This window comes from Burkholderia sp. Leaf177 (assembly GCF_001424345.1).
Lineage (GTDB): Bacteria > Pseudomonadota > Gammaproteobacteria > Burkholderiales > Burkholderiaceae > Caballeronia.
This window is the reverse complement of record NZ_LMPF01000020.1, coordinates 210,497-231,313: the sequence shown is the minus strand read 5'-3', so window position 1 is coordinate 231,313 and position 20,817 is coordinate 210,497. Positions and strand designations below refer to the sequence as shown.

20 protein-coding genes are annotated in these 20,817 nt (G+C 60.2%); 5 read left to right on the top strand and 15 right to left on the bottom strand.

The window, feature by feature from the left end:
* The first annotated feature begins 69 nt into the window (after window positions 1-69).
* Entirely contained in the window at window positions 70-1,389 is a 1,320-nt protein-coding gene (locus tag ASG35_RS14700) for an EAL domain-containing protein (protein ID WP_056358445.1), read from the top strand.
* 41 nt (window positions 1,390-1,430) lie between these two features.
* On the opposite strand, the gene ASG35_RS14695 is transcribed toward ASG35_RS14700, so the two are convergent.
* Window positions 1,431-5,000, bottom strand: coding sequence for an indolepyruvate ferredoxin oxidoreductase family protein (locus ASG35_RS14695; protein WP_056358443.1), 3,570 nt, complete (start codon window positions 4,998-5,000; stop codon window positions 1,431-1,433).
* Between the two features lie 256 nt (window positions 5,001-5,256).
* On the opposite strand from ASG35_RS14695, the gene ASG35_RS14690 reads away from it, so the two are divergent.
* The gene (locus ASG35_RS14690; protein WP_056358441.1) at window positions 5,257-5,880 is read left to right on the top strand and encodes a glutathione S-transferase family protein; all 624 of its coding nucleotides are present in this window, start codon (window positions 5,257-5,259) and stop codon (window positions 5,878-5,880) included.
* Here the strand turns inward: ASG35_RS14690 and ASG35_RS14685 are convergent.
* From ASG35_RS14685 to ASG35_RS14645, 9 genes are all read right to left on the bottom strand, one after another.
* Window positions 5,877-6,122: a hypothetical protein gene (locus tag ASG35_RS14685; protein ID WP_056358438.1), complete on the bottom strand. Its 246-nt coding sequence runs from the start codon at window positions 6,120-6,122 to the stop codon at window positions 5,877-5,879. The two genes, ASG35_RS14690 and ASG35_RS14685, sit on opposite strands and share 4 nt — an antisense overlap.
* 69 nt (window positions 6,123-6,191) lie before the next feature.
* Window positions 6,192-6,413, bottom strand: coding sequence for a hypothetical protein (locus ASG35_RS14680; protein ID WP_056358435.1), 222 nt, complete (start codon window positions 6,411-6,413; stop codon window positions 6,192-6,194).
* Between the two features lie 88 nt (window positions 6,414-6,501).
* Window positions 6,502-7,419: a carbohydrate kinase family protein gene (locus ASG35_RS14675; protein WP_056358432.1), complete on the bottom strand. Its 918-nt coding sequence runs from the start codon at window positions 7,417-7,419 to the stop codon at window positions 6,502-6,504.
* Window positions 7,416-8,723, bottom strand: a complete 1,308-nt coding sequence (locus tag ASG35_RS14670) for an AGE family epimerase/isomerase (RefSeq protein ID WP_056358429.1) — start codon at window positions 8,721-8,723, stop codon at window positions 7,416-7,418. The genes ASG35_RS14675 and ASG35_RS14670 overlap by 4 nt, the downstream gene beginning before the upstream one ends.
* Complete coding sequence (locus tag ASG35_RS14665; RefSeq protein WP_056358419.1) at window positions 8,720-9,760, bottom strand: LacI family DNA-binding transcriptional regulator; 1,041 nt, start codon at window positions 9,758-9,760, stop codon at window positions 8,720-8,722. Before ASG35_RS14665 ends, ASG35_RS14670 begins: the two co-directional genes overlap by 4 nt.
* Window positions 9,761-9,961: 201 nt before the next feature.
* Window positions 9,962-10,567: a class I SAM-dependent methyltransferase gene (locus tag ASG35_RS14660; protein WP_056358408.1), complete on the bottom strand. Its 606-nt coding sequence runs from the start codon at window positions 10,565-10,567 to the stop codon at window positions 9,962-9,964.
* Window positions 10,564-11,352: a PIG-L deacetylase family protein gene (locus ASG35_RS14655; protein WP_056358404.1), complete on the bottom strand. Its 789-nt coding sequence runs from the start codon at window positions 11,350-11,352 to the stop codon at window positions 10,564-10,566. Before ASG35_RS14655 ends, ASG35_RS14660 begins: the two co-directional genes overlap by 4 nt.
* Window positions 11,340-12,386 (bottom strand): acyl-CoA dehydrogenase, encoded by a 1,047-nt coding sequence (locus ASG35_RS14650; RefSeq protein ID WP_235527549.1) that lies wholly within the window; start codon window positions 12,384-12,386, stop codon window positions 11,340-11,342. Before ASG35_RS14650 ends, ASG35_RS14655 begins: the two co-directional genes overlap by 13 nt.
* A gap of 321 nt (window positions 12,387-12,707) precedes the next feature.
* Window positions 12,708-13,727 carry a bile acid:sodium symporter family protein gene (locus ASG35_RS14645; protein WP_056358398.1) on the bottom strand — a complete coding sequence of 340 codons (1,020 nt, stop codon included), beginning with the start codon at window positions 13,725-13,727 and terminating at the stop codon, window positions 12,708-12,710.
* Between the two features lie 497 nt (window positions 13,728-14,224).
* Here ASG35_RS14645 and ASG35_RS14640 point away from each other — a divergent pair, with 497 nt between their 5' ends.
* Window positions 14,225-14,671, top strand: coding sequence for a hypothetical protein (locus tag ASG35_RS14640; RefSeq protein WP_082508392.1), 447 nt, complete (start codon window positions 14,225-14,227; stop codon window positions 14,669-14,671).
* Window positions 14,672-14,763: 92 nt separating this feature from the next.
* Here the strand turns inward: ASG35_RS14640 and ASG35_RS31375 are convergent, their stop codons facing one another.
* Window positions 14,764-14,946 carry a hypothetical protein gene (locus tag ASG35_RS31375; RefSeq protein ID WP_156393171.1) on the bottom strand — a complete coding sequence of 61 codons (183 nt, stop codon included), beginning with the start codon at window positions 14,944-14,946 and terminating at the stop codon, window positions 14,764-14,766.
* A gap of 490 nt (window positions 14,947-15,436) precedes the next feature.
* On the opposite strand from ASG35_RS31375, the gene ASG35_RS14635 reads away from it, so the two are divergent.
* Entirely contained in the window at window positions 15,437-16,459 is a 1,023-nt protein-coding gene (locus tag ASG35_RS14635) for a porin (protein ID WP_235527555.1), read from the top strand.
* An 82-nt stretch (window positions 16,460-16,541) separates the two neighbouring features.
* On the opposite strand, the gene ASG35_RS14630 is transcribed toward ASG35_RS14635, so the two are convergent.
* The gene (locus ASG35_RS14630; protein ID WP_056358390.1) at window positions 16,542-17,507 is read right to left on the bottom strand and encodes an NAD(P)H-dependent flavin oxidoreductase; all 966 of its coding nucleotides are present in this window, start codon (window positions 17,505-17,507) and stop codon (window positions 16,542-16,544) included.
* 203 nt (window positions 17,508-17,710) lie between these two features.
* Here ASG35_RS14630 and ASG35_RS14625 point away from each other — a divergent pair, with 203 nt between their 5' ends.
* Complete coding sequence (locus ASG35_RS14625) at window positions 17,711-18,604, top strand: alpha/beta fold hydrolase (protein WP_056358388.1); 894 nt, start codon at window positions 17,711-17,713, stop codon at window positions 18,602-18,604.
* Window positions 18,605-18,794: 190 nt separating this feature from the next.
* On the opposite strand, the gene ASG35_RS14620 is transcribed toward ASG35_RS14625, so the two are convergent.
* The 3 genes from ASG35_RS14620 to ASG35_RS14610 are packed head-to-tail and all read right to left on the bottom strand — an operon-like array spanning window position 18,795 to window position 20,790.
* Window positions 18,795-19,703, bottom strand: coding sequence for an MBL fold metallo-hydrolase (locus ASG35_RS14620; protein WP_056358385.1), 909 nt, complete (start codon window positions 19,701-19,703; stop codon window positions 18,795-18,797).
* On the bottom strand, window positions 19,700-20,248 hold the full coding sequence (locus ASG35_RS14615) for a DUF1289 domain-containing protein (protein ID WP_235527548.1): 549 nt from the start codon (window positions 20,246-20,248) through the stop codon (window positions 19,700-19,702). The genes ASG35_RS14620 and ASG35_RS14615 overlap by 4 nt, the downstream gene beginning before the upstream one ends.
* Before the next feature lie 41 nt (window positions 20,249-20,289).
* On the bottom strand, window positions 20,290-20,790 hold the full coding sequence (locus tag ASG35_RS14610; protein ID WP_056358382.1) for a YbaK/EbsC family protein: 501 nt from the start codon (window positions 20,788-20,790) through the stop codon (window positions 20,290-20,292).
* Window positions 20,791-20,817 lie beyond the last annotated feature (27 nt).

Here is a 20,817-nt window from a genome sequence, read left to right as displayed (position 1 = left end):
TGCGGAAATAAACGAGGATGACATGCACGACGGACAAACGCAGCCGTGCATTCGTCCGGGGATGACAAGATGGCAATAGCGAATCCGGAGAAGATCAAGCCGATCTCGCCGCGAAATTTCGAACTGAGCGTGACATCGGGGTTCGATCGATATTCGGTCGAGCATGGCAACTGGACGCTATCGAGCGTATTCCAGCCGGTGTTCAGCCTCTCGCACATGCGGGCGGTCGGCTATGAAGGTTTGTTGCGCGCGCACGATGCGCTCGATCGCGCCGTGTCGCCGGTCGATGTGTTCGGCCAAGCCGCGCGCATTGGTGAGGCAATGCAGCTCGACCGCTTGTCGCAGGCGCTGCATCTCGAAAATTTCAACGTGCTCGGCGCGCAGAACGAGTGGCTGTTCCTGAACGTGCATCCTGGCGCGTTGACCGAGCCGTATCACATGGCCGCGTTGCTGGCGAATCTCAAGCGCCTGAACATCGAGCCGCGCCGGGTTGTGCTGGAAGTGCTCGAAGACCGGGCCGACGACATCGAGAAGCTCGCTGAAGCCGTGCAGCATTTTCGTGAGCACGGATTTCTGATCGCGCTCGATGACTTCGGCGCGGGGCACTCGAATATCGAACGGATCTGGCAGCTGGATCCGGATATCGTCAAGCTGGATCGGGTGATGTTGTCGCACGCGGCGCAATCGGCGCATACCTTGCACGGGATGAGTCAGGTAAAGCATCGGCGGAACATGGAGGCCATCTTGTGCGGCGTGGTTTCGCTGCTGCATGAGGCGGGCAAACTGGTGTTGATCGAAGGGGTGGAAACCGAACATGAGGCGCAGCTGGCGCTCGCGAGCGGCGCGGATTTCGTGCAGGGATTTTTTTTCGGGCGCCCGAATCCAGGTCTCGCCGATGCACCCCAGGCGCACACGTTGATGAGCGATTTGACCGAGCGTTTTCGCTTGCGGACGGAGGCGAAAGAGCGGCGCGTGGCAATGCGCCTGCAGCCATATGTGCGCGCGTTCGAACGCGCGGCCGAGCGTCTGGCGGCTGGTGAGCCGCTGGAAGAAGTGTGCTGGAATTTCCTCGCGCTCGACAACGCCGCGCGATGTTTTCTCCTCGATGCCAACGGCCGGCAAGCTGGCCGCAACGTGGTGCTTCGCGCTGATCGGGCCGCGCATGAAGCGCGGTTGTTGCCATTGATCGATGCTCAGGGCGCGAACTGGCTGAGGCGGCCGTATTTCAGGGACGCGCTCGGCGCACCGGATCGCGTGCATGTGACGAAGCCTTATTTATCGATCAACGAGGCGCTTCCTTGCGTGACGTTGTCTGTGGAGACGCGCATGGGCGGGCAGCGCGTCGTGCTTTGCGGCGACATCGATTGGGAAGCGGAAGAGGAAGAATAATTATCGGCGAGCTGATTCAAGCGAATCAGCTCGCGCCAATCTCACTTCGCTACGACCACCGGGATTCCCCGCAACGCGCCGACGCCTTTTAATTCATCCAGCGATGCTTTCACGTGGCGGCCCGTCTCAACCGCTATGCCCAGTTTTGCGCCCAAGTCCCGTTCACGGCGCTTCACCATCGACAAATTCGCGAGCTTTACGTGTCCATATCCGCGAATGCGTTCGTGCAGCAGCGCGAGCGTTTCAACGTCCTTTGCGTTGTCCTGCGTCAACACTTCGAGCGCGCGTTGAATGGTGAGTTCGTAGTCGCCGGGAAGCTCGCGCTCCATCTTTCGTTCCAGCGACCGACCGAACGGATCGATCAACGTGCCGCGCAATCCGCGCACCTTCGACATCGCGCCGAGCACCGGCCATAACCATTGTCCGAATGTCATCTTGCGCGGCGCGCCGCCGTTCTTGGCCTTCGATAAAAGCGGCGGCGCCATGTTGAACTTCACCGCAAAGTCCTGGCCCGCGGTTCCCTCGAATTGCGCTTCCAACGCCGCGCGAAACGCCGGATCCGTGTGAAGCCGCGCGACTTCGTATTCGTCTTTCACCGCAAGCAGCCGATAAAACGTCGTAGCGACCGCCCGCGTAACGACATCGTTCCCCGATGAAGCAGCGGCCGATACCAGCGAGCGGTATCGCGTCACGTATTTCGATCCGCCGTATGCCAACAGCCGTGCTTCACGATCGGCGATCAACGCGTTAAGCGGCATCGCGTTCATCTCGATTCGCGGCGCGACGGAAGTCTTGCGAAGGGATTCCAGCGCATGCATATCTGCTGCAGCCAATCGGCCGATAGCAAACGCGAGTTTGTTCATCGCCACCGCGACATTGTTCAACTCGATAGCCCGCATCAACGCCGCGTGCGACACGGGCACGAGCCCGAGTTGCCACGCGTAACCCAGCATCAGGATATTCGCGCCGATGGTATCGCCCAGGAAACGCGTGGCTAGCGCCTGCGCGTCGCACGTGTTCATGCGTTCCGCGCCCGCCGCGTGCTGCATTTTTTCGAGCAGCGATCCAGCGTGGAGATTCGCGTCCGGGTTCTGCACGAAGGTCGCGTTCGGGATTGCGTGCGTGTTCACGACAATGCGCGTGCGGCCATGCCGGACGGTTTGCAGAGCATCGGCGCTGGCGCCCACGACCATGTCGCACGCGAGCAGCACATCGGCCTGTTGGGTATCGATGCGAACCTGATTCAGCAAGGCATCGGTCGCGGCAAAGCGCACGAACGAGAGCACCGCGCCGCCTTTTTGCGCAAAACCCATGAAATCGAGCACGGACGCGCTCTTGCCTTCAAGGTGCGCCGCCATGCTGATGAGCGCGCCGACCGTGACCACGCCTGTGCCGCCAACACCGGTAATGAGGATGTCGTAGGGCGCGTTATCGAGGTTGAGCGCGGGTTCCTGCAATGCGTCCACGCGCGCGGCGAGTGCTTCGGGATCGAAGCCGTTGCCCGCCGCCTTCTTGAGTTTCGCGCCTTCGAGCGTGACGAAGCTCGGGCAGAAACCGTTTACGCACGAGTAGTCCTTGTTGCACGACGACTGGTCGATACGCCGTTTGCGCCCAAGCTCCGTCTCCACCGGTTCAACCGATAAACAATTGCTCTGCACACCACAATCGCCGCAGCCTTCGCACACGGCTTCGTTGATGAACAGACGCTTGTCGGGATCGGGGAATTCGCCTTTCTTCCGCCGACGACGTTTTTCCGCAGCGCAGGTTTGATCGTAGATCAGGACGGTGACGCCCAGGATGTCCCGCAAACGTCGTTGAACGTCGTCGAGTTCGCTTCTGTGGTGGAACGTCGTGCCTTTCGGAAATTGGTCGTGATGGCCGTCGTATTTTTCGGGTTCGTCGCTGACCACGACCAATGTTGCAATGCCTTCCGCCTCCACTTGTCGCGCGATTTGCGGCACGGAGATGCTGCCGTCCACCGGCTGGCCGCCGGTCATCGCGACGGCGTCGTTGTACAGGATCTTGTACGTAATGTTGGCCTTCGCCGCGACCGCCTGGCGGATTGCCAGAATGCCCGAATGAAAGTACGTGCCGTCGCCGAGATTCTGGAAAACGTGCGGCGTTTTCGTGAACATGGAATGCGACGCCCAATCCACGCCTTCGCCGCCCATCTGAATCAGCCCGGTGGTGTCGCGTTCCATCCACGACGCCATGAAATGGCATCCAATTCCGGCCTGCGCTATCGATCCATCGGGGACTTTGGTCGATGTATTGTGCGGACAGCCCGAGCAGAAATACGGCGTGCGTTTGACGGCATCGGCGGCGTTCGACAGGATTTTCGGCGCAACGAGATCCACGACTTTCTCGCGCCGGTCGAGCACCGGTTTGTGTCGCGCGAGCCAGTCCGCGAACACGGGAAGGACGCGCGACGGACGCAGTTCGCCAAGCGCGCTCAACAGCATGGCGCCATCCTGCGCATTCTTGCCAATCACGATCGGCCGCGCGCCTTGCGTCCGGTTATACAAATGGTCCTTGATCTGCTGCTCGATCACCGGGCCCTTTTCTTCAATCACGAGGACTTCGGACAAGCCTTCAACGAAGGTGTCGAGCCGCGTGGTTTCGAGCGGAAACGATAAACCCACTTTATAGATGCGCACGCCGGCGGCATCGAGGTCGTCGACTGTCAGGTCCAGCCGGCGCAAGGTTTCCATCAGATCCAGATGCGCCTTGCCGCACGTCACGATGCCAACGTTCGCGTGCTGACTCGGTGCGATCCATTTATCGATGGAATTGACGCGCGAGAAATAACGCACCGCGTCGAGCTTCGCGGCGAGACGCGATTCAATGGTGAGGCTCGGCAGATCGGGCCAGCGATTATGCAAACCGCCTTCGGGCGCGATGAAACCTTCAGGCGCTGGAAACACGGTTTGCAGCGCGTCGAGGTCAACGGTCGATCCAGATTCCACGGTCTCCGAGATCGCCTTGAATCCCACCCACGCGCCCGAGAATCGCGACAACGCCCAGCCGTACAGTCCGAACTCGAGCATATCCGCGATATTCGATGGATTCACCACTGGCATGTGCCAGCCGATCATCGCCTGGTCGGACTGATGCGGCATGGATGACGACACACAACCGTGGTCGTCGCCCGCGACAACAAGCACGCCACCATGCGGCGACGAACCATACGCGTTGCCGTGCTTGAGCGCGTCGCCAGCGCGGTCCACGCCCGGACCTTTGCCGTACCACATTGCAAAGACGCCATCGACCGTGCGCTCAGGATCTGATTCCACGCGCTGCGTGCCCAGAACCGCCGTGCCGCCGAGTTCCTCGTTGATTGCGGGGAGAAAACGGACGTCGTGCGAAGCCAGCAGTTTCTTTGCCTTCCACAATTGTTGATCGACCATGCCGAGCGGCGATCCGCGATACCCGCTGACAAAACCGGCGGTATTCATTTCTGCCGCGCGGTCAAGTTGCCGTTGCATCAGGACGAGGCGAACCAGCGCTTGCGTGCCGGTGAGGAAAATCCGGCCTTGCGTTGCATTGAGGTTATCGGTGAGTTGATAGGCTGAAAGCGGCGGACGATCTGCAAAAGGGACACGCGCGTTCATGAAGTCTCCGGCGTTTTATCGTTGGATTGAGAGGATGTCGTCATTCTTCCTCGACATAAGCGGAGGTTTTTTGCGTTTCTCGCGCCCATACGATTTACCGCGCAATGAAAACAATCTTAAACGTCTTGATTGAGTGGAAATAGCCGGCCGAATGGCTAACGTGTGGTTAACCCGCACGGCAAACTGATCGGGAGCGGGTAATCTCAATGCTCTCGCTGCGGAAGCGCGCAGTGCCACTGACAGGAACGAACTGCACATGAAGCTCTATTACTGGCCGAAGACACGCGCATTTCGCGCGTTGTGGATGCTCGAGGAACTGGGCGTGCCGTACGAATTTGCGTATGTGAACATCCGGGCAGGCGAACAGAACGAGCCTGCGTTTTGCGCGGTGAATCCCATGTCGAAGTTGCCGGCACTGGACGACGACGGCATTTGCGTTGCCGAGTCGGGCGCGGTTCTGCTTTATCTCGCCGATAAATACCGCCAAGCCAATCTCGGAATTCCGTCCGACGACCCTTTGCGTGGCCGCTTCCTCCAATGGATGTTCTTTACTGGCGCGTGCCTCGAACCGGCGATGGCCGAAAAGATGATCGGCGCGCCGGGCAACAGCGTGAGTTTCGGATGGGGCGATCTGGGTCGCGTGGAGAAAGCGATCGAATCAGCGCTTGCGCACGGACCGTGGTTGCTTGGCGAGCGTTTTACAGCCGCCGATATCCTCGTCGCGAGCACGCTGCAGATTGCCTACATGGCGAAACTGATCGAGCCGGGCGGCGTGCTTTCCGAGTATGTCGCGCGTGCTACGTCTCGTGAGGCGTACGAGCGCGCGGTATCGATCGATAAAGCTGAAGCGCAGAAGGCGGCGGCGGTCGCGAGAAATTAGGGAAACGTTTTGGGCTTGGGAATGCCCGCGCCGGCTTCTATGTCGGCGACCGCTTGGACGTGCGCCGCATCGACGGCATCGGCGGGAGTCGACAAACCGTTGTCCCCGCCGATGGTTTTCCACGGCTGAACCGCTTTGTCCAGATGACGGATTTCGTATTCGGCGTCCCAGCGCGGTCCTTGCAGTTCAATAGGACGAACGTGAATTGAATAGACGCCATAAAGGAAGAGTTGTTCAGACATGCCGAGTCTCCCGTCCAAGCTGAGTCAAACGGAAACGGCGGCGCGAGAGATCCTACGCCGCCGTACATTTTAGAGTTCGATTTCGCCGAGAATCCGATGCGCGAGCGCGCGTGCTTCTTCCAGCGCTTCATCTTCGGAGAGGGACGTCGCGGCAACTTCGTAGAGTTTCGGTTCGCCGTCCTCGCCGTCGTCCCGCACGAGCGAAACGACGCCCTGGAATTGTCCATCGTCTGTGGGACGAACGCCGATGGTCGCGGTATAGATGCCCTTCGTGTAGATCGTGTCTTCCATGATGCGCTCCGCCAAAGGTTGAAAACGATGCTAGCACGCGTATTTATCGCGCGTATGACCGTCTTTTCGTCAGCAGTGAGCGCACGTTTCAGGCCAGCAAATCCTCGACTTCTTCCAGCGACGGCGAATGAGCGCCCGACATCCGGCAAGCTGCAGCGCCTGCCGCCAATGCAAATCGCAGATGGTCGGGCCAGCCGCCCGCGCGCGTCATGAGGCTGTACAGCAAGCCGCCAATGGACGCATCGCCCGCGCCGACGGTATCCGCGACTTGCACTTTCGGCGGCGTGGCTTGCCAGCTTTTATCGCCAACGTGCAAGGTAGCCTCCGACGAACCGCGTGTCACGAGCACCGTGGCTTGCGGGTTCATCGCGCGGATTTCAGCAATGGCGTCCGCTTCGTTTGCAATGTTCGGGAAGAGGCGTTGCAGGTCTTCATCGGAAACCTTGATCAGGTCGGCGAGCGCCGCCATCTTGCGCAAGGTCGGCTCGTAACCGTGTTCCATCAGGTTCCGGTAATTCGGGTCGAAGCTGATCTTTACGCCGTGTTCGCGCAGTTGCGCGGCGAGTTGCGCGAGCGTATCGCCGAGCGGTTGGCGCACGAGGCTGATGCACCCGAAGTGCGCCCATTTCACCGCGTCTATCCATCCGGACGGCAGCAAGGCGGGATTGAAAGCCAAGTCCGCGCCGTTTTCGCCCATGAAATAGTAGGTCGGCGGCTGCGTCTTGTGGACGATTGCGAGAAGCGGCGGCCTCTCGACGCGCTGCATGAAACGCATGTCGAGACCAGCGGCGACGCTCGCGTCCCAGAGTTCATCGGAGAAATTATCGGTACCGAGCGATCCCGCCGATGCCGTCGGCAAACCAAGGCGCGCAACCGCCCGGGCCACGTTCCAGCCCGCGCCGCCGGGACGTGAAAGCCAGTCGGACGGACCCGTGCGGATCAAATCGGTGAGGATGTCGCCGGCGGAGACGAATTGCGGGAAAGCAGGATTGGCGGTCGCATTCATGGTTTGGCCATCTCTTTTTCGGCGATGTGTTGGGTCGTGGTGGCTGAGGCTGATGTGTCCGGCGTATTGACGCTCAACGTACTCACGTCGAGCGCATTCAGCACTTCGTAGCACGCGCCCATCGTGTGGTAATCGGTCTTGCCGGCGGGGCTTTTTTCGTCACCGTATTTGCGGTTGTCGCAAGTCAGGATGCGGAACCACGCGCCATGTTTGTGATCGACGAAATGCGCCCAGCTATAGCGCCACAGTTCGTCGTAGCAATCCCAGAAGCGTTCGAGGCCTGTGCGTTTGCCGAGCAGCGCGGCCGTGGCAAACGTCTCGGCCTGCACCCAGAAGTATTTGTCGTGGTCGCAAATGGAGTCGTCGGGGCCGAAACCGTAGTACAGGCCGCCGTGCTGTTCGTCCCACGCACGGTTGAAACCTGCATCGAATAATTCGATGGCGCGCGGCGCCAGCCACGGCAACGCCCGATGCCGCTCGAGGATCAGCAGCAGTTTTGCCCATTCGGTCTGGTGACCCGGTTGAAAACCCCACGGCCGGAAGATGTTCGAGCTGTCGGATTCGTTGTAATGCCAGTCGACCGACCAGTCCGCGTTGAAGTGTTCCCAGACCAGACCGTTCGAAAGCCGCGCCTGACGCAGCGTGATGTTGCCGGCGATTTTCTCCGCGCGATCCAGATACAGCACGTGGCCGGTCGCCTCGTACGCGGCGAGCAGCGCTTCGGTTGCGTGCATGTTCGCGTTCTGCCCGCGATACGGCGAGAGCTGCCAGTCGGGCGTGGCTTCATCGGCGTAAAGACCGGCGTCCGCGTCCCAGAAATGCTCGTCCATTAGCTGGAAGGTTTCATCGATCAACGGCTTGGCTTCGTCGATGCCCGCCATCGCCGCGTGCGCGCACGCCAGCAAGACGAAGGCATGGCCATAGCAATGACGCGTGCCGTCGAGCGTGCGTTTTGCGCCGTCGCGCCATTCGATTTCCCAGTCGTAGCCGCGGTTCACGGCGTCCCAATGGGCGTGGCGCAGGAACGCGAACGCGTGTCGCGCGTTGTCCTGATGATGCTGGCCGCCGAAATGGCGAAAGGCCATCGCGTGATTGAAAACGAAGCGCGTGCTGCTGACGAGGTGGCGCGTGGTGTGGTCGTAGACCGTGCCGTCGTCCTTGAAAAAATGATAGAAGCCGGCCGATGGATCGCGGGCCGTCCGCTCGTAGAACGCGAGCGTGTGGCGCACGTGGTCGAGCAGGAAATCGCGGCTGCGGAAGTCGGGTTCGGCCCGGTCCGCCGCCTTGGGCGCGGTTGAGTTCATGCCGATGTCTGTGTCCGTGTTGTAGCCGAGCTCGCGCGGGGAATCAGGCGCACGGGCACGAGCGTGTCGGTGGTGAGGTGCGTGTCCGCGTCGTCGCCGTCGGTGTTTTGCGCGGTTTCCAACAGCAGATCCACGCCGCGCCGGCCGAGCGCTTCCTTGTCTACCGTGACCGTAGTCAGCGGCGGCGTGCTTTGGGCGGCGGCCGGGATGTCGTCGAAACCAACGAAGGCAACGTCTTCCGGAATCCGCAATCCGTGCGCGACGCAAACGCGCATGGCGGCGAGGGCTGCTGCATCGTTATAGGCGAAAACCGCGTCGGGCAGCGGCTTCAATTGGTCGCGGGCCTGCGCGATCAGGCGTTCCATGGCGTCGGCGGCGGCGACTTCGGCGTCAATGGCCGGCTGCGTGGTCACTTCCAGCGTGGGATCGAAGAGCATGCCGGCTTCGAAGTACGCGAGCCGGTAACCCATCGCGCGTTGCGCAATGCTGTAATGCGCCAGCGATCCACCTATGAAGGCAATCCGCTTCCGGCCCATCGCAAAAAGGTGCTGCATGGCGAGCGCCGCGCCGCGCGTGTTGTCGACGTTCACCGAGCGAAATCCCGGCGCGTGCAGGTCGATCAACACGACGGGCCGGTTCATGGAACGCAGATGGGCAAGCAATTCGGGTTCGATAAACCCGGCGACCGCCACGGCGTCCGGTGCGTGAAGCCGCATTTGCTGGGCGAGATCGTGCGTTGGACCAGCGGTCAGGACTGATGGCACCAGCCGCCGCTCGCGGCACGCTTCCTCGAAACCATGGAGGACGTGGGAAAAGAACGGGCTGACCGCGAAATTATTGTGCTGACGATGCAGCAAGAAGGTCACGCGACGAATGCGCGTACGTAGCTGAGCTGCGTCGTAGCCGAGTTGCCGTGCTGCCTCGACGACGCGTTCGCGCGTTGCCTCCGACAAACCCGGCTGGTTTTTCAGCGCCCGCGATACCGTGCCGATCGACACGCTGGCTGCGCGTGCGACGTCGCGAATGGTTGTACCCATCTGTCTTTCAATCTCCGCATGCGTGTTCTACTGTGTATGAAACCTCGTTTCCGCCGTGTTTATCGGATAAACGAGGTTCGCATGATCGCGGGGATTGTATAGTAAAACAATGGGCGTTTTACCTTGCGAAGCCTTAGAGAAAACCCGTAACGGTTTATCGATAAGGCTTTCGGTTTGCTTCCGTGTTTAGTAAATCAAATTTCAGCGAGCTTCCCGCTGATGCACCGAAGCCTTGTTCGATGACCATACGTCGAGTATCAGGTCGTCATCTTCATAGTGAGAGAGGGCGGGTAGCGCCAGCTTTGCGCGCAGCTCGGCGTGCACGATATCGCCAGTGAACGGCCAGCCTTCTATTGGCTGGCGCCAATGGCACGCAACAACGGTCCCGCCTTCAGCAAGCGAAGACGTCAGCCGCAGCGCCAACCGATCAAGCTGATCGAGCGTGAGGTAATACGCGACTTCGCTAATGACGATCAGGTCGAATTCGCCTTCTGGCCATTCATCCGGCATGGCGCGCTGTTCGACTTGAACGTGCGATAGATCGGCAACCCGGCGGCGCGCTAGTTCGACGGCCGCCGGATTCAGGTCCGCCGCAAGAAGCGCGTCGCAGCGAGCCGCCAGTTCCGCCGTGAATTCGCCGTTTGCGCAGCCGGGCTCGTAAGCGCGGCGGTAGTGTTCGTCCGGCAATGCGGCCAGCGTCAGTGCCCGTTTGCGGCGCTCGTACCAGCGGTCGCGAAGCAGCCACGGGTCGTCGCTGCGTTTGTAGAGTCCGTCGAAATACTCGTGCGCGTTCGGTTCTGCAGTCATATGAGAACGACCTCGTACGGCCGCGTGAGGCGTTCCAGAACGTGCGCGGGGAGAATAGCGTCGCGGCCGGTGGAACCATCGGCTTCAATCTGGCTGTGAAACGCCTGCACCGCGTGCAACTTGCGAGCGTGCGTTGGTTTGTCCAGCACGATACGGCGCGCGCGGCTCCACGGCACGCGCGAATCGTCCGGCATTGCCCAATGCCAGGTCCAGACGGGGACTTCCACGAACGGCAAATCCAGCACGCCGGCGACAGCCGCCACCGCGCGGCCAACCGATTCGTGGTCGGGATGGCCGTCGTATCGCCACGTTCCGAACACGACATCGCCGGGCTCCAAGTGCGATTCGAGAGCGTTGAAGAGCTCGGTTTCAAAGCTTGCGCCGCCGCCGTCCGGCAGGTGCAGCCGGACCATCGCAACGTGGCGCATGCGCAAACGCTGAAGCGCGTCGCGTGTTTCCTGGGGCCGCGTGGCCGCAAGGCGCGCCGCCGGCCACTCGGGTGAATCGGGATGGCTGCCGGTGCCGTCGGTCACGGCAATGATCAACACTTTGCGGCCCAGGTCGGACAGGCGTGCGAGCAAGCCGCCCGTGCCGAGAATTTCATCGTCGGGATGTGGAGACACGATTACCGCCCGCGCGCCCGGCGGCACAAGCGTGGCCGGATCAACTTCGGGTAAGGTGGCAAGCTGCTCCGAGCCTTGCCACGCAGCCTCTGGCGTACCGCGCCCCTTGATCGCCCGATCGTTTTCGTCCTCGTTCGCCACTGAAGTCACTACAGGTTCCATGCGCTGCTTTCCTTTTTGACAATCCGCTCTGCAAGCGCGGCTTCGTCGCGTTCGGCGTGGCTTTGCCGGATAAAAACGGGTAGATCGGCCATCAGGCTGGCGAAATGGCGGTTGCGACAAAGCGGCGCCGCGCCGAGCGCACGCCCCGCACGTTCGATGACTTCAATTGCCGCCCGCTCAGCCGCAAGCCGGGCGCGGAAAGCGCCGGGCAAAGCGTCGGCGTGCGGATCGCGGTCGATTTGGGCGGCCGTTTCGCGGAGCAAGCTGGATGTGCTGGAAAGCGCGGTATCGATGGCGCCGAGGTGCGCGAGCTTATAAGGATCGGCACGACGCGCCGCATCCTGCTTGACGAAATTGCCGATAGCCGCCGCCGCGCCAAACCAGCACGCCGCGATGCCACCGCCGCCGTGCCAGAATCCTGCGCGTTCCAGATACGCTCGCGGTGCGCCGATGCGCGTGGCGCGGACGTTGTCGAAATGGACATCGACGCTGGCGCTCGCGGACATGCCAACTGCCATCCATCCTTCATTGGTGACGCGAATGCCGGGTTGGCGTAAGTCGACGGCTGCCAGGATCGGCTCGTTACGTTCGTTCCACGCAGTAACCAGCGCGTGGCTTACCGATGCCGCGCCCGAGCACCACGCCTTCGTGCCCTGAAGTGCAATCTCGCCATTTCCATCCGATATAACCTGCGCCACCAACCTCGCGTTGGGCGGCTCGGCGGCCCAGACGCTCCACGCCTGCCCGCTGTCCGGAACGAATCCATCGCCTATTTCCGCGATGATCGCCAGTGCGTCCGTATGTCCTTCGTATAGCTTGACCAGCGCCAGGTCGCACGCGGCGACGGCGGCAAGACACCGCCATCGCTCGATCGTCGCGCCGTGGCCAGGAAGCGGCAACCGGTCGAGACTGGCGTCGATCAACGCCTGGAGTGCGCGAGCGGTATCGGTGGCCGAACCCCGATTGAATTGAAGCTCGCGCAAAAACGGATCGAGCGCGGACGAAGTCGCGATGCCGTCAGTCATTCTCTGCATGATGAATCCTGGCCGCTTCGATGAATTGGTTGGGATTGCCTGCGGATCTGGTGCTACCCGCGACAATGCGTTGCCATCAAGTGTGGCAAGGCACATGCCCGGACACCAGTCGACCAAATGGGATATGACTTGAAGCGAGCCGAAACACTCGGTTTTATGAACGCCGCTTCACGTCATATCCCATTCGGCCGAGTCGACAGGAAGCCTGAACACGCTTCAAATAGCAAAAAAGCCGCACATGGCGGCTTGATGCTTGATTCGGGTGGAGAAGTTATGCAACACGCAGCAGCGTTGTTCTCAGATGAAGCGCACCTTCGGCGTTTATCGGCCGGCTTTTACGCCCGCTTCCTCAGGTTGATTTGCCTGTTCGTCGGAAAGATCGCGTGCGCCCCAGCGCTGGGCGAGGACCGCACACGTCATCAGTTGAATCTGATGAAACAGCATCAACGGCAACACGACGGCTCCTACCGCGTGCGAGGCGAAAATAACCTTTGCCATTGGAATACCCGAAGCCAAGCTTTTCTTCGATCCACAAAAGATGATGGTGATCTGGTCCGCCCGATTGAACCCGAGCCGCTTGCTGGCAAAGGTCGTTACCAGCAGTGCCAAGGCCAGGAGGACGACGTTGACCACCACCAGCCCGCCGAGCGTTTGCAGCGAAATAGTGTGCCAAATGCCCTCATTTACTGCTTCGCTGAACGCGACGTACACGACCAGCAGAATGGAACCCTGATCGACAAATCGCAGGATGCTGCGATTTTTATCGAGCCATTTGCTGATCACCGGCCGCAGCAATTGGCCGGCTATGAAGGGAACGAGCAATTGCAAAACGATGTTGCCCACCGTATGCCACGCCGACCCCGCGCGACCGGCACCGTCCGTTACCACCAGGCCCACAAGCGCAGGCGTGATGAAGATTCCGAGCAGGCTGGACGCGGACGCCGCGCAGACGGCTGCGGGCACGTTGCCTTTGCCTATCGATGTGAATGCAATCGACGATTGCACGGTGGAGGGGAGCGTGCAAAGGAACAGGATGCCCATGTAAAGCGCAGGCGTGACGAGCGGCGTGAGGATGGGTTTGAGCGCCAGCCCCAACAACGGAAACAATGCAAACGTGCTCAGCAAAACCACAATATGCAGGCGCCAGTGCGTCATGCCCGACACGATGGCTTCGCGCGAGAGCTTTGCACCGTGTAGGAAAAACAACAGTCCGACCGCGATGTTCGTCAACCAGTTGAAGCCGATAGCAGCGTCGCCGCGACAGGGCAAAAGGCTGGCGAGGATCACTGTCCCAATGAGCGCGAGCGTGAAGTTATCGGGGAGGAACTTGGGGCGGGTCATCGGAATTGTTGAATGTGGGCGGTGCATTGAACTGCGTAATGGTCCTGAACGACGGTCGCTGCTGCATCCAGACGACCGAAAGCGCGTCAGGACCGCTATTTTCGCCGCATTGCGATTCAATATGCAAATTCATTTAAATGATTTATTAATGCGGTTATCGCATTAATTTCGACATCCGGATCGTGTCGATAGAACCACCTGCGGACCGGTGGTTCTACGCCGGAATTCGGCGATTTGCTTATACGAATTCGCGATCCGGGCTTACCCGAATCGGCAAAAAAGTGTGAAGTAACATGGTGTTACAACCATCAGGAAGACCTAACACTTTTTGGCTCGACGCCGATCCTCGCGCGCAATAAATTGACTAGTAGACCGGTTGGCAGGACGCCATTGCGAAGTTGAAATGTCCTGATCATCCGACAGCAACCGGTCGGCGATGCAAACGGATCAAACGTCCCAAGCACGCTCGAACGAGTCGGACGCCTTGCAGTACTGACATGCCGCTCACTCGAATTCGTCACGCCCGTCGCTTGATTCTCGCCGCTGCAACCGGCCTGGTTGCGGCGTCGGCAATGTTTGCATCGGTGGCATTCGCCGGTGGTGAAGGTTCGAATGGCGCCCTGCTGACCCGCGGCGTTTTCGGTGGTGGCGGCGAAGCGCACGGACAATGGCAGGCGGTGAACCAACACGCTGTTCGGGTCGATGACGCCGACATCGATACGCGACCTTTTGTTTTCCAGCGCGTTGCTGCCGGATCCGGACTTACGCCCGTTAGCGCCGAAGTTCGTGGTGGAGCGCGCGCGGACCAAGGCGCGCAATTGCGCGGTGGCGGATCGATTCGCGCTGACATCGCACGCTACAACGAAGAGCGCAGCACGCCACGTGCATCGGGTCGTCAATCCGACGATCCTCGCTCACCCGCAAATTCGACATACCGCAATTAGTCAGTTGCCTCGAATGCCTTGAAGCCAATCAATTTATATCAACGATAGTGCAATAGCACATTATCTTTTGGTGCACTTTTAGTACCGTTCTGTCACTCGCTGATTAATAGCGGCTGTAAATCTGGCACAAAACAAAAAACAATTCCGTCGTCTACGGCAAGCGCCGCGATGACGTAATGACGCCACAGTTCCGAGACACCTCGCCGCAGTTCCCTTCCTCCCAAAATCATCTGCATTAACAATGCGCCCTGCCTGATTCTGGAACGCGTTTTCAATGTGTGCTCCAAACCAATCGCCGCGTGTGCGCCGTCCCATATGGCGCGTGCGGCTTCGGATGCACGCGTTCAAACGTCGCGTTCAAACTGGCGAGTTCCGCAAGATCACGTTTCATTTAAGTTCGCCATGTGCAACCTATTCGAATCGCTATATGCGGCATAAGCAAACTTATTTTTGTCCAGAAAAATGATCCGTAAAGATGGATCCGCGTTAAGTGAGTGCCATGAGCGCCGTGAGAGCGCCATCAGTGTGTCTGCAGTCCAGCGCTAACCGAATGAATGCCTTTGAGTTGCGTCCCGAGTCAGACCAAGAGTCATGTCTTTGAATCAGGCTGTGCGTAACGGGCATTCACAAGAACAGTTAAATAAAGAGCGAGGCATTCATTGCTCGCGACATCCCGGTTTTAACGTTGATACGACAGGAGAGTCCATGAAGCCAACCGTGAACCGCGTGCTGAAAGCCGCGGCCAAGGCGACCGTTACTGCTGGCATGTTCGGCTTGCTTGCCGCCAGTACCGTCCACGCACAATCGAGTGTCCAGTTGTACGGACAGGTCGACGAATGGGTGGGCGCCACGAAGTTTCCAGGCAGTGACCGGGCCTGGAACGTGGGCGGCGGAGGTATGTCGACGTCGTACTGGGGCATGAAAGGCAGTGAAGATCTGGGTAACGGATACAAGGCTATCTTCACGTTGGAAAGCTTCTTCCGGGCGCAAAACGGTCAGTACGGACGCTTTCAGGGCGATACGTTTTTCGCGCGCAACTCGTATGTCGGCATTCAGTCGCCGTACGGTACCGTCACTGCAGGCCGGCTGACGACGCAACTGTTCGTATCGACGATCCTGTTCAATCCGTTCATCGATTCCTACACCTTCTCGCCGATGGTGTATCACGTGTTCCTCGGCCAGAGCACGTTCCCGACGTACACGACCGATCAGGGCGTGGTGGGCGATTCGGGCTGGAACAACTCCGTGCAATACACCACGCCTGACTTCAGCGGATTGTCGGGCAGCGTGATGTATGGGCTTGGCAATCAGGCCGGCGAGAATGGCGCCAAGAAATACAGCGCGCAGTTCCTCTATTTCCACGGCCCGTTTGCCGCGACCGGCGTGTATCAGTACGTGAATTTCAGCTCGGCGCCGACCGATCTCTCGACCTTCGTGCCGGGCTACAAGAGCCAGAGCGTGGCCCAGGTCGGCGCGTCGTACGACATGAAGTACGTGAAATTCTTCGCGCAGTACATGTACACGAAGAACGATATCGATCCCGGCACGTTCCATGTCAATACCGGACAAGGCGGCGTGACGATTCCGGTTGGCGTGGGTTCGGTGATGGCGTCGTACGCGTATTCGCGCAGCAACGGCGGCCTCGATCAGACGCACAAGAGCTGGGCGCTCGGCTACGACTATCCGCTCTCGAAGCGCACGGACGTCTACGCGGCCTATCTCAACGATAAATACACGAGCATTTCCAGCGGCAACACGTACGGCGTCGGCATTCGCGCAAAGTTCTGACGCGAATTCGGGCGCAAAAAACGGGCGCAAAAAAATCCCCGCCGGGTGCAGACCGGGCGGGGATTTTTCATCCTTCAGCGGATCACCGCGCGATGCCGAGCCGATCCTTCGCGGCGCCGTATTCCTGCGTGAGGCGTGTCACGAGTTCGGCGACCGAAGGGACATCGTCCATCAGGCCAACGCCTTGCCCCGCGCCCCAGATTTCTTTCCACGCTTTAGCCTTGACCGCGGCATCGCCGAAATTCATGGCGTTTTTATCCGATGCCGGCAGCGCGTCCGGATCCAGCCCCGCGTTCACAATGCTTTGGCGAATGTAGTTGCCGTGCACGCCGGTGAAAAGGTTCGTGTAGATGATATCGGCGGCTTTCGATCCAACGATTGCCGTCTTGTAGTCTTCCAGCGCATGGGCCTCGCGCGTTGCAATGAACCGCGTGCCGATATACGCGAAATCGGCACCCATCGCCTGTGCGGCCAGGATCGATCCGCCGTTGGCGATAGCCCCGGACAACGCGATAGGGCCATCGAACATACGGCGCACTTCGCCGACCAGCGCAAACGGCGAGGTCATTCCCGCATGGCCGCCGGCGCCGGCCGCGACGAGGATCAGTCCATCGACGCCCGCTTCCAGCGCTTTCTCCGCGTGCCGCAAATTGATCACGTCGTGCAGCACGATGCCGCCGTAGCTATGAACCGCGTCGATCATCTCCTTCACCGGCGCGCGCAAACTCGTGATGAAGATTGGAACCCGATGTTCCACGCATACGCGCACATCGGCTTCGAGGCGTGCATTCGAGTGATGCACGATCTGATTCACCGCGACCGGCCCGACCGGCGCGCCCGGATTCGCCGCCTTGTGCGCCTCGATGCCCTCGTTGATCTGCGTGAGCCAGTCACTTAGCAGCTCGGCCGGCCGGGCGTTCAGCGCGGGAAACGAGCCGACGATGCCCGCCTTGCATTGCGCGAGCACGAGCTCCGGATAGCTGACGATAAACATGGGTGACGCAATAACAGGCAGCGCGAGGTGTTGCAAAGCGGCGGGGAGTGCCATGACACGAGTCTCCTGATTGAATATAAAGCTGAGCACGAAAGCCGAACGATCGTTCGATTATAGGCGATGCCTCAACGCGCATGATTGGGGCGAACCGAGGAAGTCTTCAGGTTCTACCCTGATCCGGGCCAATGGACAGTCTAGTATCGTCGGGGACGCCTACAATCGTTTTCCCGTTCATCGGATCATTGGATACAGACGCCATGCCGTTCGAAGACTACCAACCGTTCACCTTCAATGCTTCCGGTGTCGATATTTACGGCGTCAAGGGCGGCAATGGTCCGCCGCTATTGCTGTTGCACGGGCATCCGCAGACGCATGAGATATGGCACAAACTGGCGAAGGATCTGGCGCAGCATTTCACCGTGATCGCCACGGATTTGCGCGGCTACGGCGCGTCGGGCAAGCCGCCGAGCGACGAGCATCACACGCCGTATTCGAAGCGCGTCATGGCCGCCGATCAAGTCGCCGTCATGCGGCATTTCGGTTTCGAGCGCTTCATGGTCTGCGCGCACGATCGCGGCGCGCGCGTAGCGCATCGGATGGCGCTGGATTTCCCGCAAGCAGTCGACCGGCTGATGCTGCTCGATATCGCTCCGACACTCGCCATGTACGAAGCGACGGATCGCGCTTTCGCAACCGCCTATTTCCACTGGTTCTTCCTGATTCAGCCGGAACCGCTGCCCGAACTGCTGATCGGCGCGCAACCGGACGCCTATGTGGAACGTGTGATGGGAAGCCGGCACGCGGGTCTCAAGCCGTTTGCGCCGCATGCATTGCAGGCGTATCGCGACGCGTTGCGTCAGCCGGGCGCGGTGCACGCAATGTGCGAGGACTATCGGGCATCGGCGAGTATCGATCTTGAACACGATCGCGCTGATCTGGAATGCGGCAACAAGATCGGTTGTCCGTTGCGCGTGCTGTGGGGACAGGAAGGCGTGATCGAGCAATGTTTCGAGCCGCTGGACGAATGGCGGCGCGTGGCCCGCGATGTCAGCGGTCGCGCGGTCGCGTCAGGGCATTACATTCCCGAAGAAGTCCCCGAAGAATTGCTTCAGGAGATCCTCTCGTTTTTCGAGGTGACCGAGCGCACGTGATGAGCCGTTACCCGACGTTCATGTGAGCGTCATTGGTCTGTAGGGAAAGCACCGATGCGTCTCGAAAACAGGCGCGTTAGGATGTTTCAGGCGCTGATCACGTCGATAAAATTCCGCCGCTTGAACCTGCTTTTCGATACCTCTCGATCGCAGACAAGCGGCTTTCTTTTTGCCGCTGGGCTTGCGCGGCTTAAGCAACCGTTACCGTCTCGCCTGCCACGTTCAACACGCCGCTTGCCTGCAACTCGCCGAGATACTTGCGTACCAGTTGCGCGCGATCGTTGGAAAGCATGTCTGCGGCGGCGCGCATTGCTCGCGCGTCGTCGGCCATTCGGACAAGTTCGCCGACTTGCATCGAGCGCAACTCCATCAGCTTGAACACGATCAACACCTTCAGCGCGTTCTTCGCGTTGCGCTCGGGATCGGCACGCAAATAATCGATACGCGACGAAGCGACATCAAGCGCCTTGGCAACGTCGGTGAAAGGCGCGCCGTGACCGGGAATCACCGCGCGCACGTCGAGCGTGGCAATCACGTCGAGCACCGCGCGTTGTTCCGCGAAGCCGCTTTCGCCTTCCAGTTCCGGAAAGATCACGCCGAAGCCGTTTTCCCAAAGGGCGTCGGCGCTGATCAGCAGGCGTTCTTCCGCCGTGTAGAGCATCAGCGAATGCGGATCGTGGCCGGGCGCGCCGAGCACCGACCAGTTCATGCCGCCGAGTTCCAGCGTCGCGCCCGGGGCAATCGTGCCGGTGAAACCGAAACGCTCGCACGTCTGACCGGTCGCGCGGAAGGTGAGTTTGTCGTCGTCCCAGTCGCGCACGGCTCGCGCTTCGCTTTGCGGAATCAGCGTTTCGCACGCGAAGTTCGCTTGCAACAGCGCGTTGCCGCCGCAATGATCCGAGTGCAAATGCGTGTTGACGATCAGATCGAGCGAACGGTCCGCGCCAAGCGCGTTGCGCACGAGCGCGAGGGTTTGCGCGGCATGCGATGAATAACCGGAATCGATCAGCGCAGTTTTTTCATCATCGATAAAAAACACGTTGTTCGACGATAACCAGCCGCGCTCGAACACGTGCATTGAAGAAGGGAACTGGATCATTCCCGGGCCTCCCGGGGCATGACCACGATAGTCGCCGTCGCCTTGACGACCGTTTCGCCAAACTGGTTCTGCGCCTCACCTTCGAGCTTCACGAGATCGCCATTCAGGCTCGCTTTCCAGTGCGCTTCGACCACTTGCCAATGCATCCTGAGCACGTCGTTTGCCTTGACCGCGCGCACGAGCTCGATGCCGAACTCGAGCCCGAGCGGTTGAGCGTAAGTCGAAAAATGCGTCGCGAGTATCGCCATCAGATGCGCCGTGGGCTGCGTGCCCGATGCAATCAACGACCCAAAACGACTGGCTTCGGCATAGGCATCGTCGTGATGCAGCGGGTTCCGGTCGTTGACCAGCGTCGCGAACGACTTGATGGAATCGGGCGGCAATTCCAGCGTTGCCTCCATCCGCTCGCCCACGCGCACAACACGCGCGCGCCTGGACGCAAGCCCAAGAACCGCGCGCTTTTGCGTGTCATCGAAAGACGACCAGCCCGCGATTTCATCGATCGTGCGAGAGCAGCCGTCGCAAAGTTCCGTGCGTGGATTCATTTTGCATACATCGATACACGGCGACGCCACGGCTTCAGCCATCACGCTGTCTCGCGCAACGCGACGTCGACGACGGGCGCGTCGGTGAGCGCGATCAGTTCCTGCGGCGTGAGGTTGAACACGGCGTGCGGATGACCGGCGGCGGCCCACAGGCTGTCGAGCGCGAGCAGGTCTTCATCGATCAACGTAACCGGCGGCGTGACATGACCAATCGGACAAACGCCGCCGATCGCATAACCCGTTTTCTCGCGGACGAACTTGGCGTCGGCGCGGCCGAGTTCGCCCACGCGCGCGGCGACTTTCTTTTCATCGACACGATTCGCGCCGCTTGCAATCACGAGCACGGGCGCGTCGTCTTCCTTGCGGCGAAACAGGATCGACTTTGCGATCTGCGCGACCGAGCAACCCAGTCCGGCGGCCGCTTCCGCCGATGTCTTGCCCGTTTCCGCCAGCATCACGATGGGTTTGGTGTGGCCGCGTTCGCTGAGCAAACGCGCGACACGGCGGGCGGATTCGGGCAGGGCGTCGAGGGTTTCGTTCATTGGATTCGGTTCCTTTATTGAGCGTGT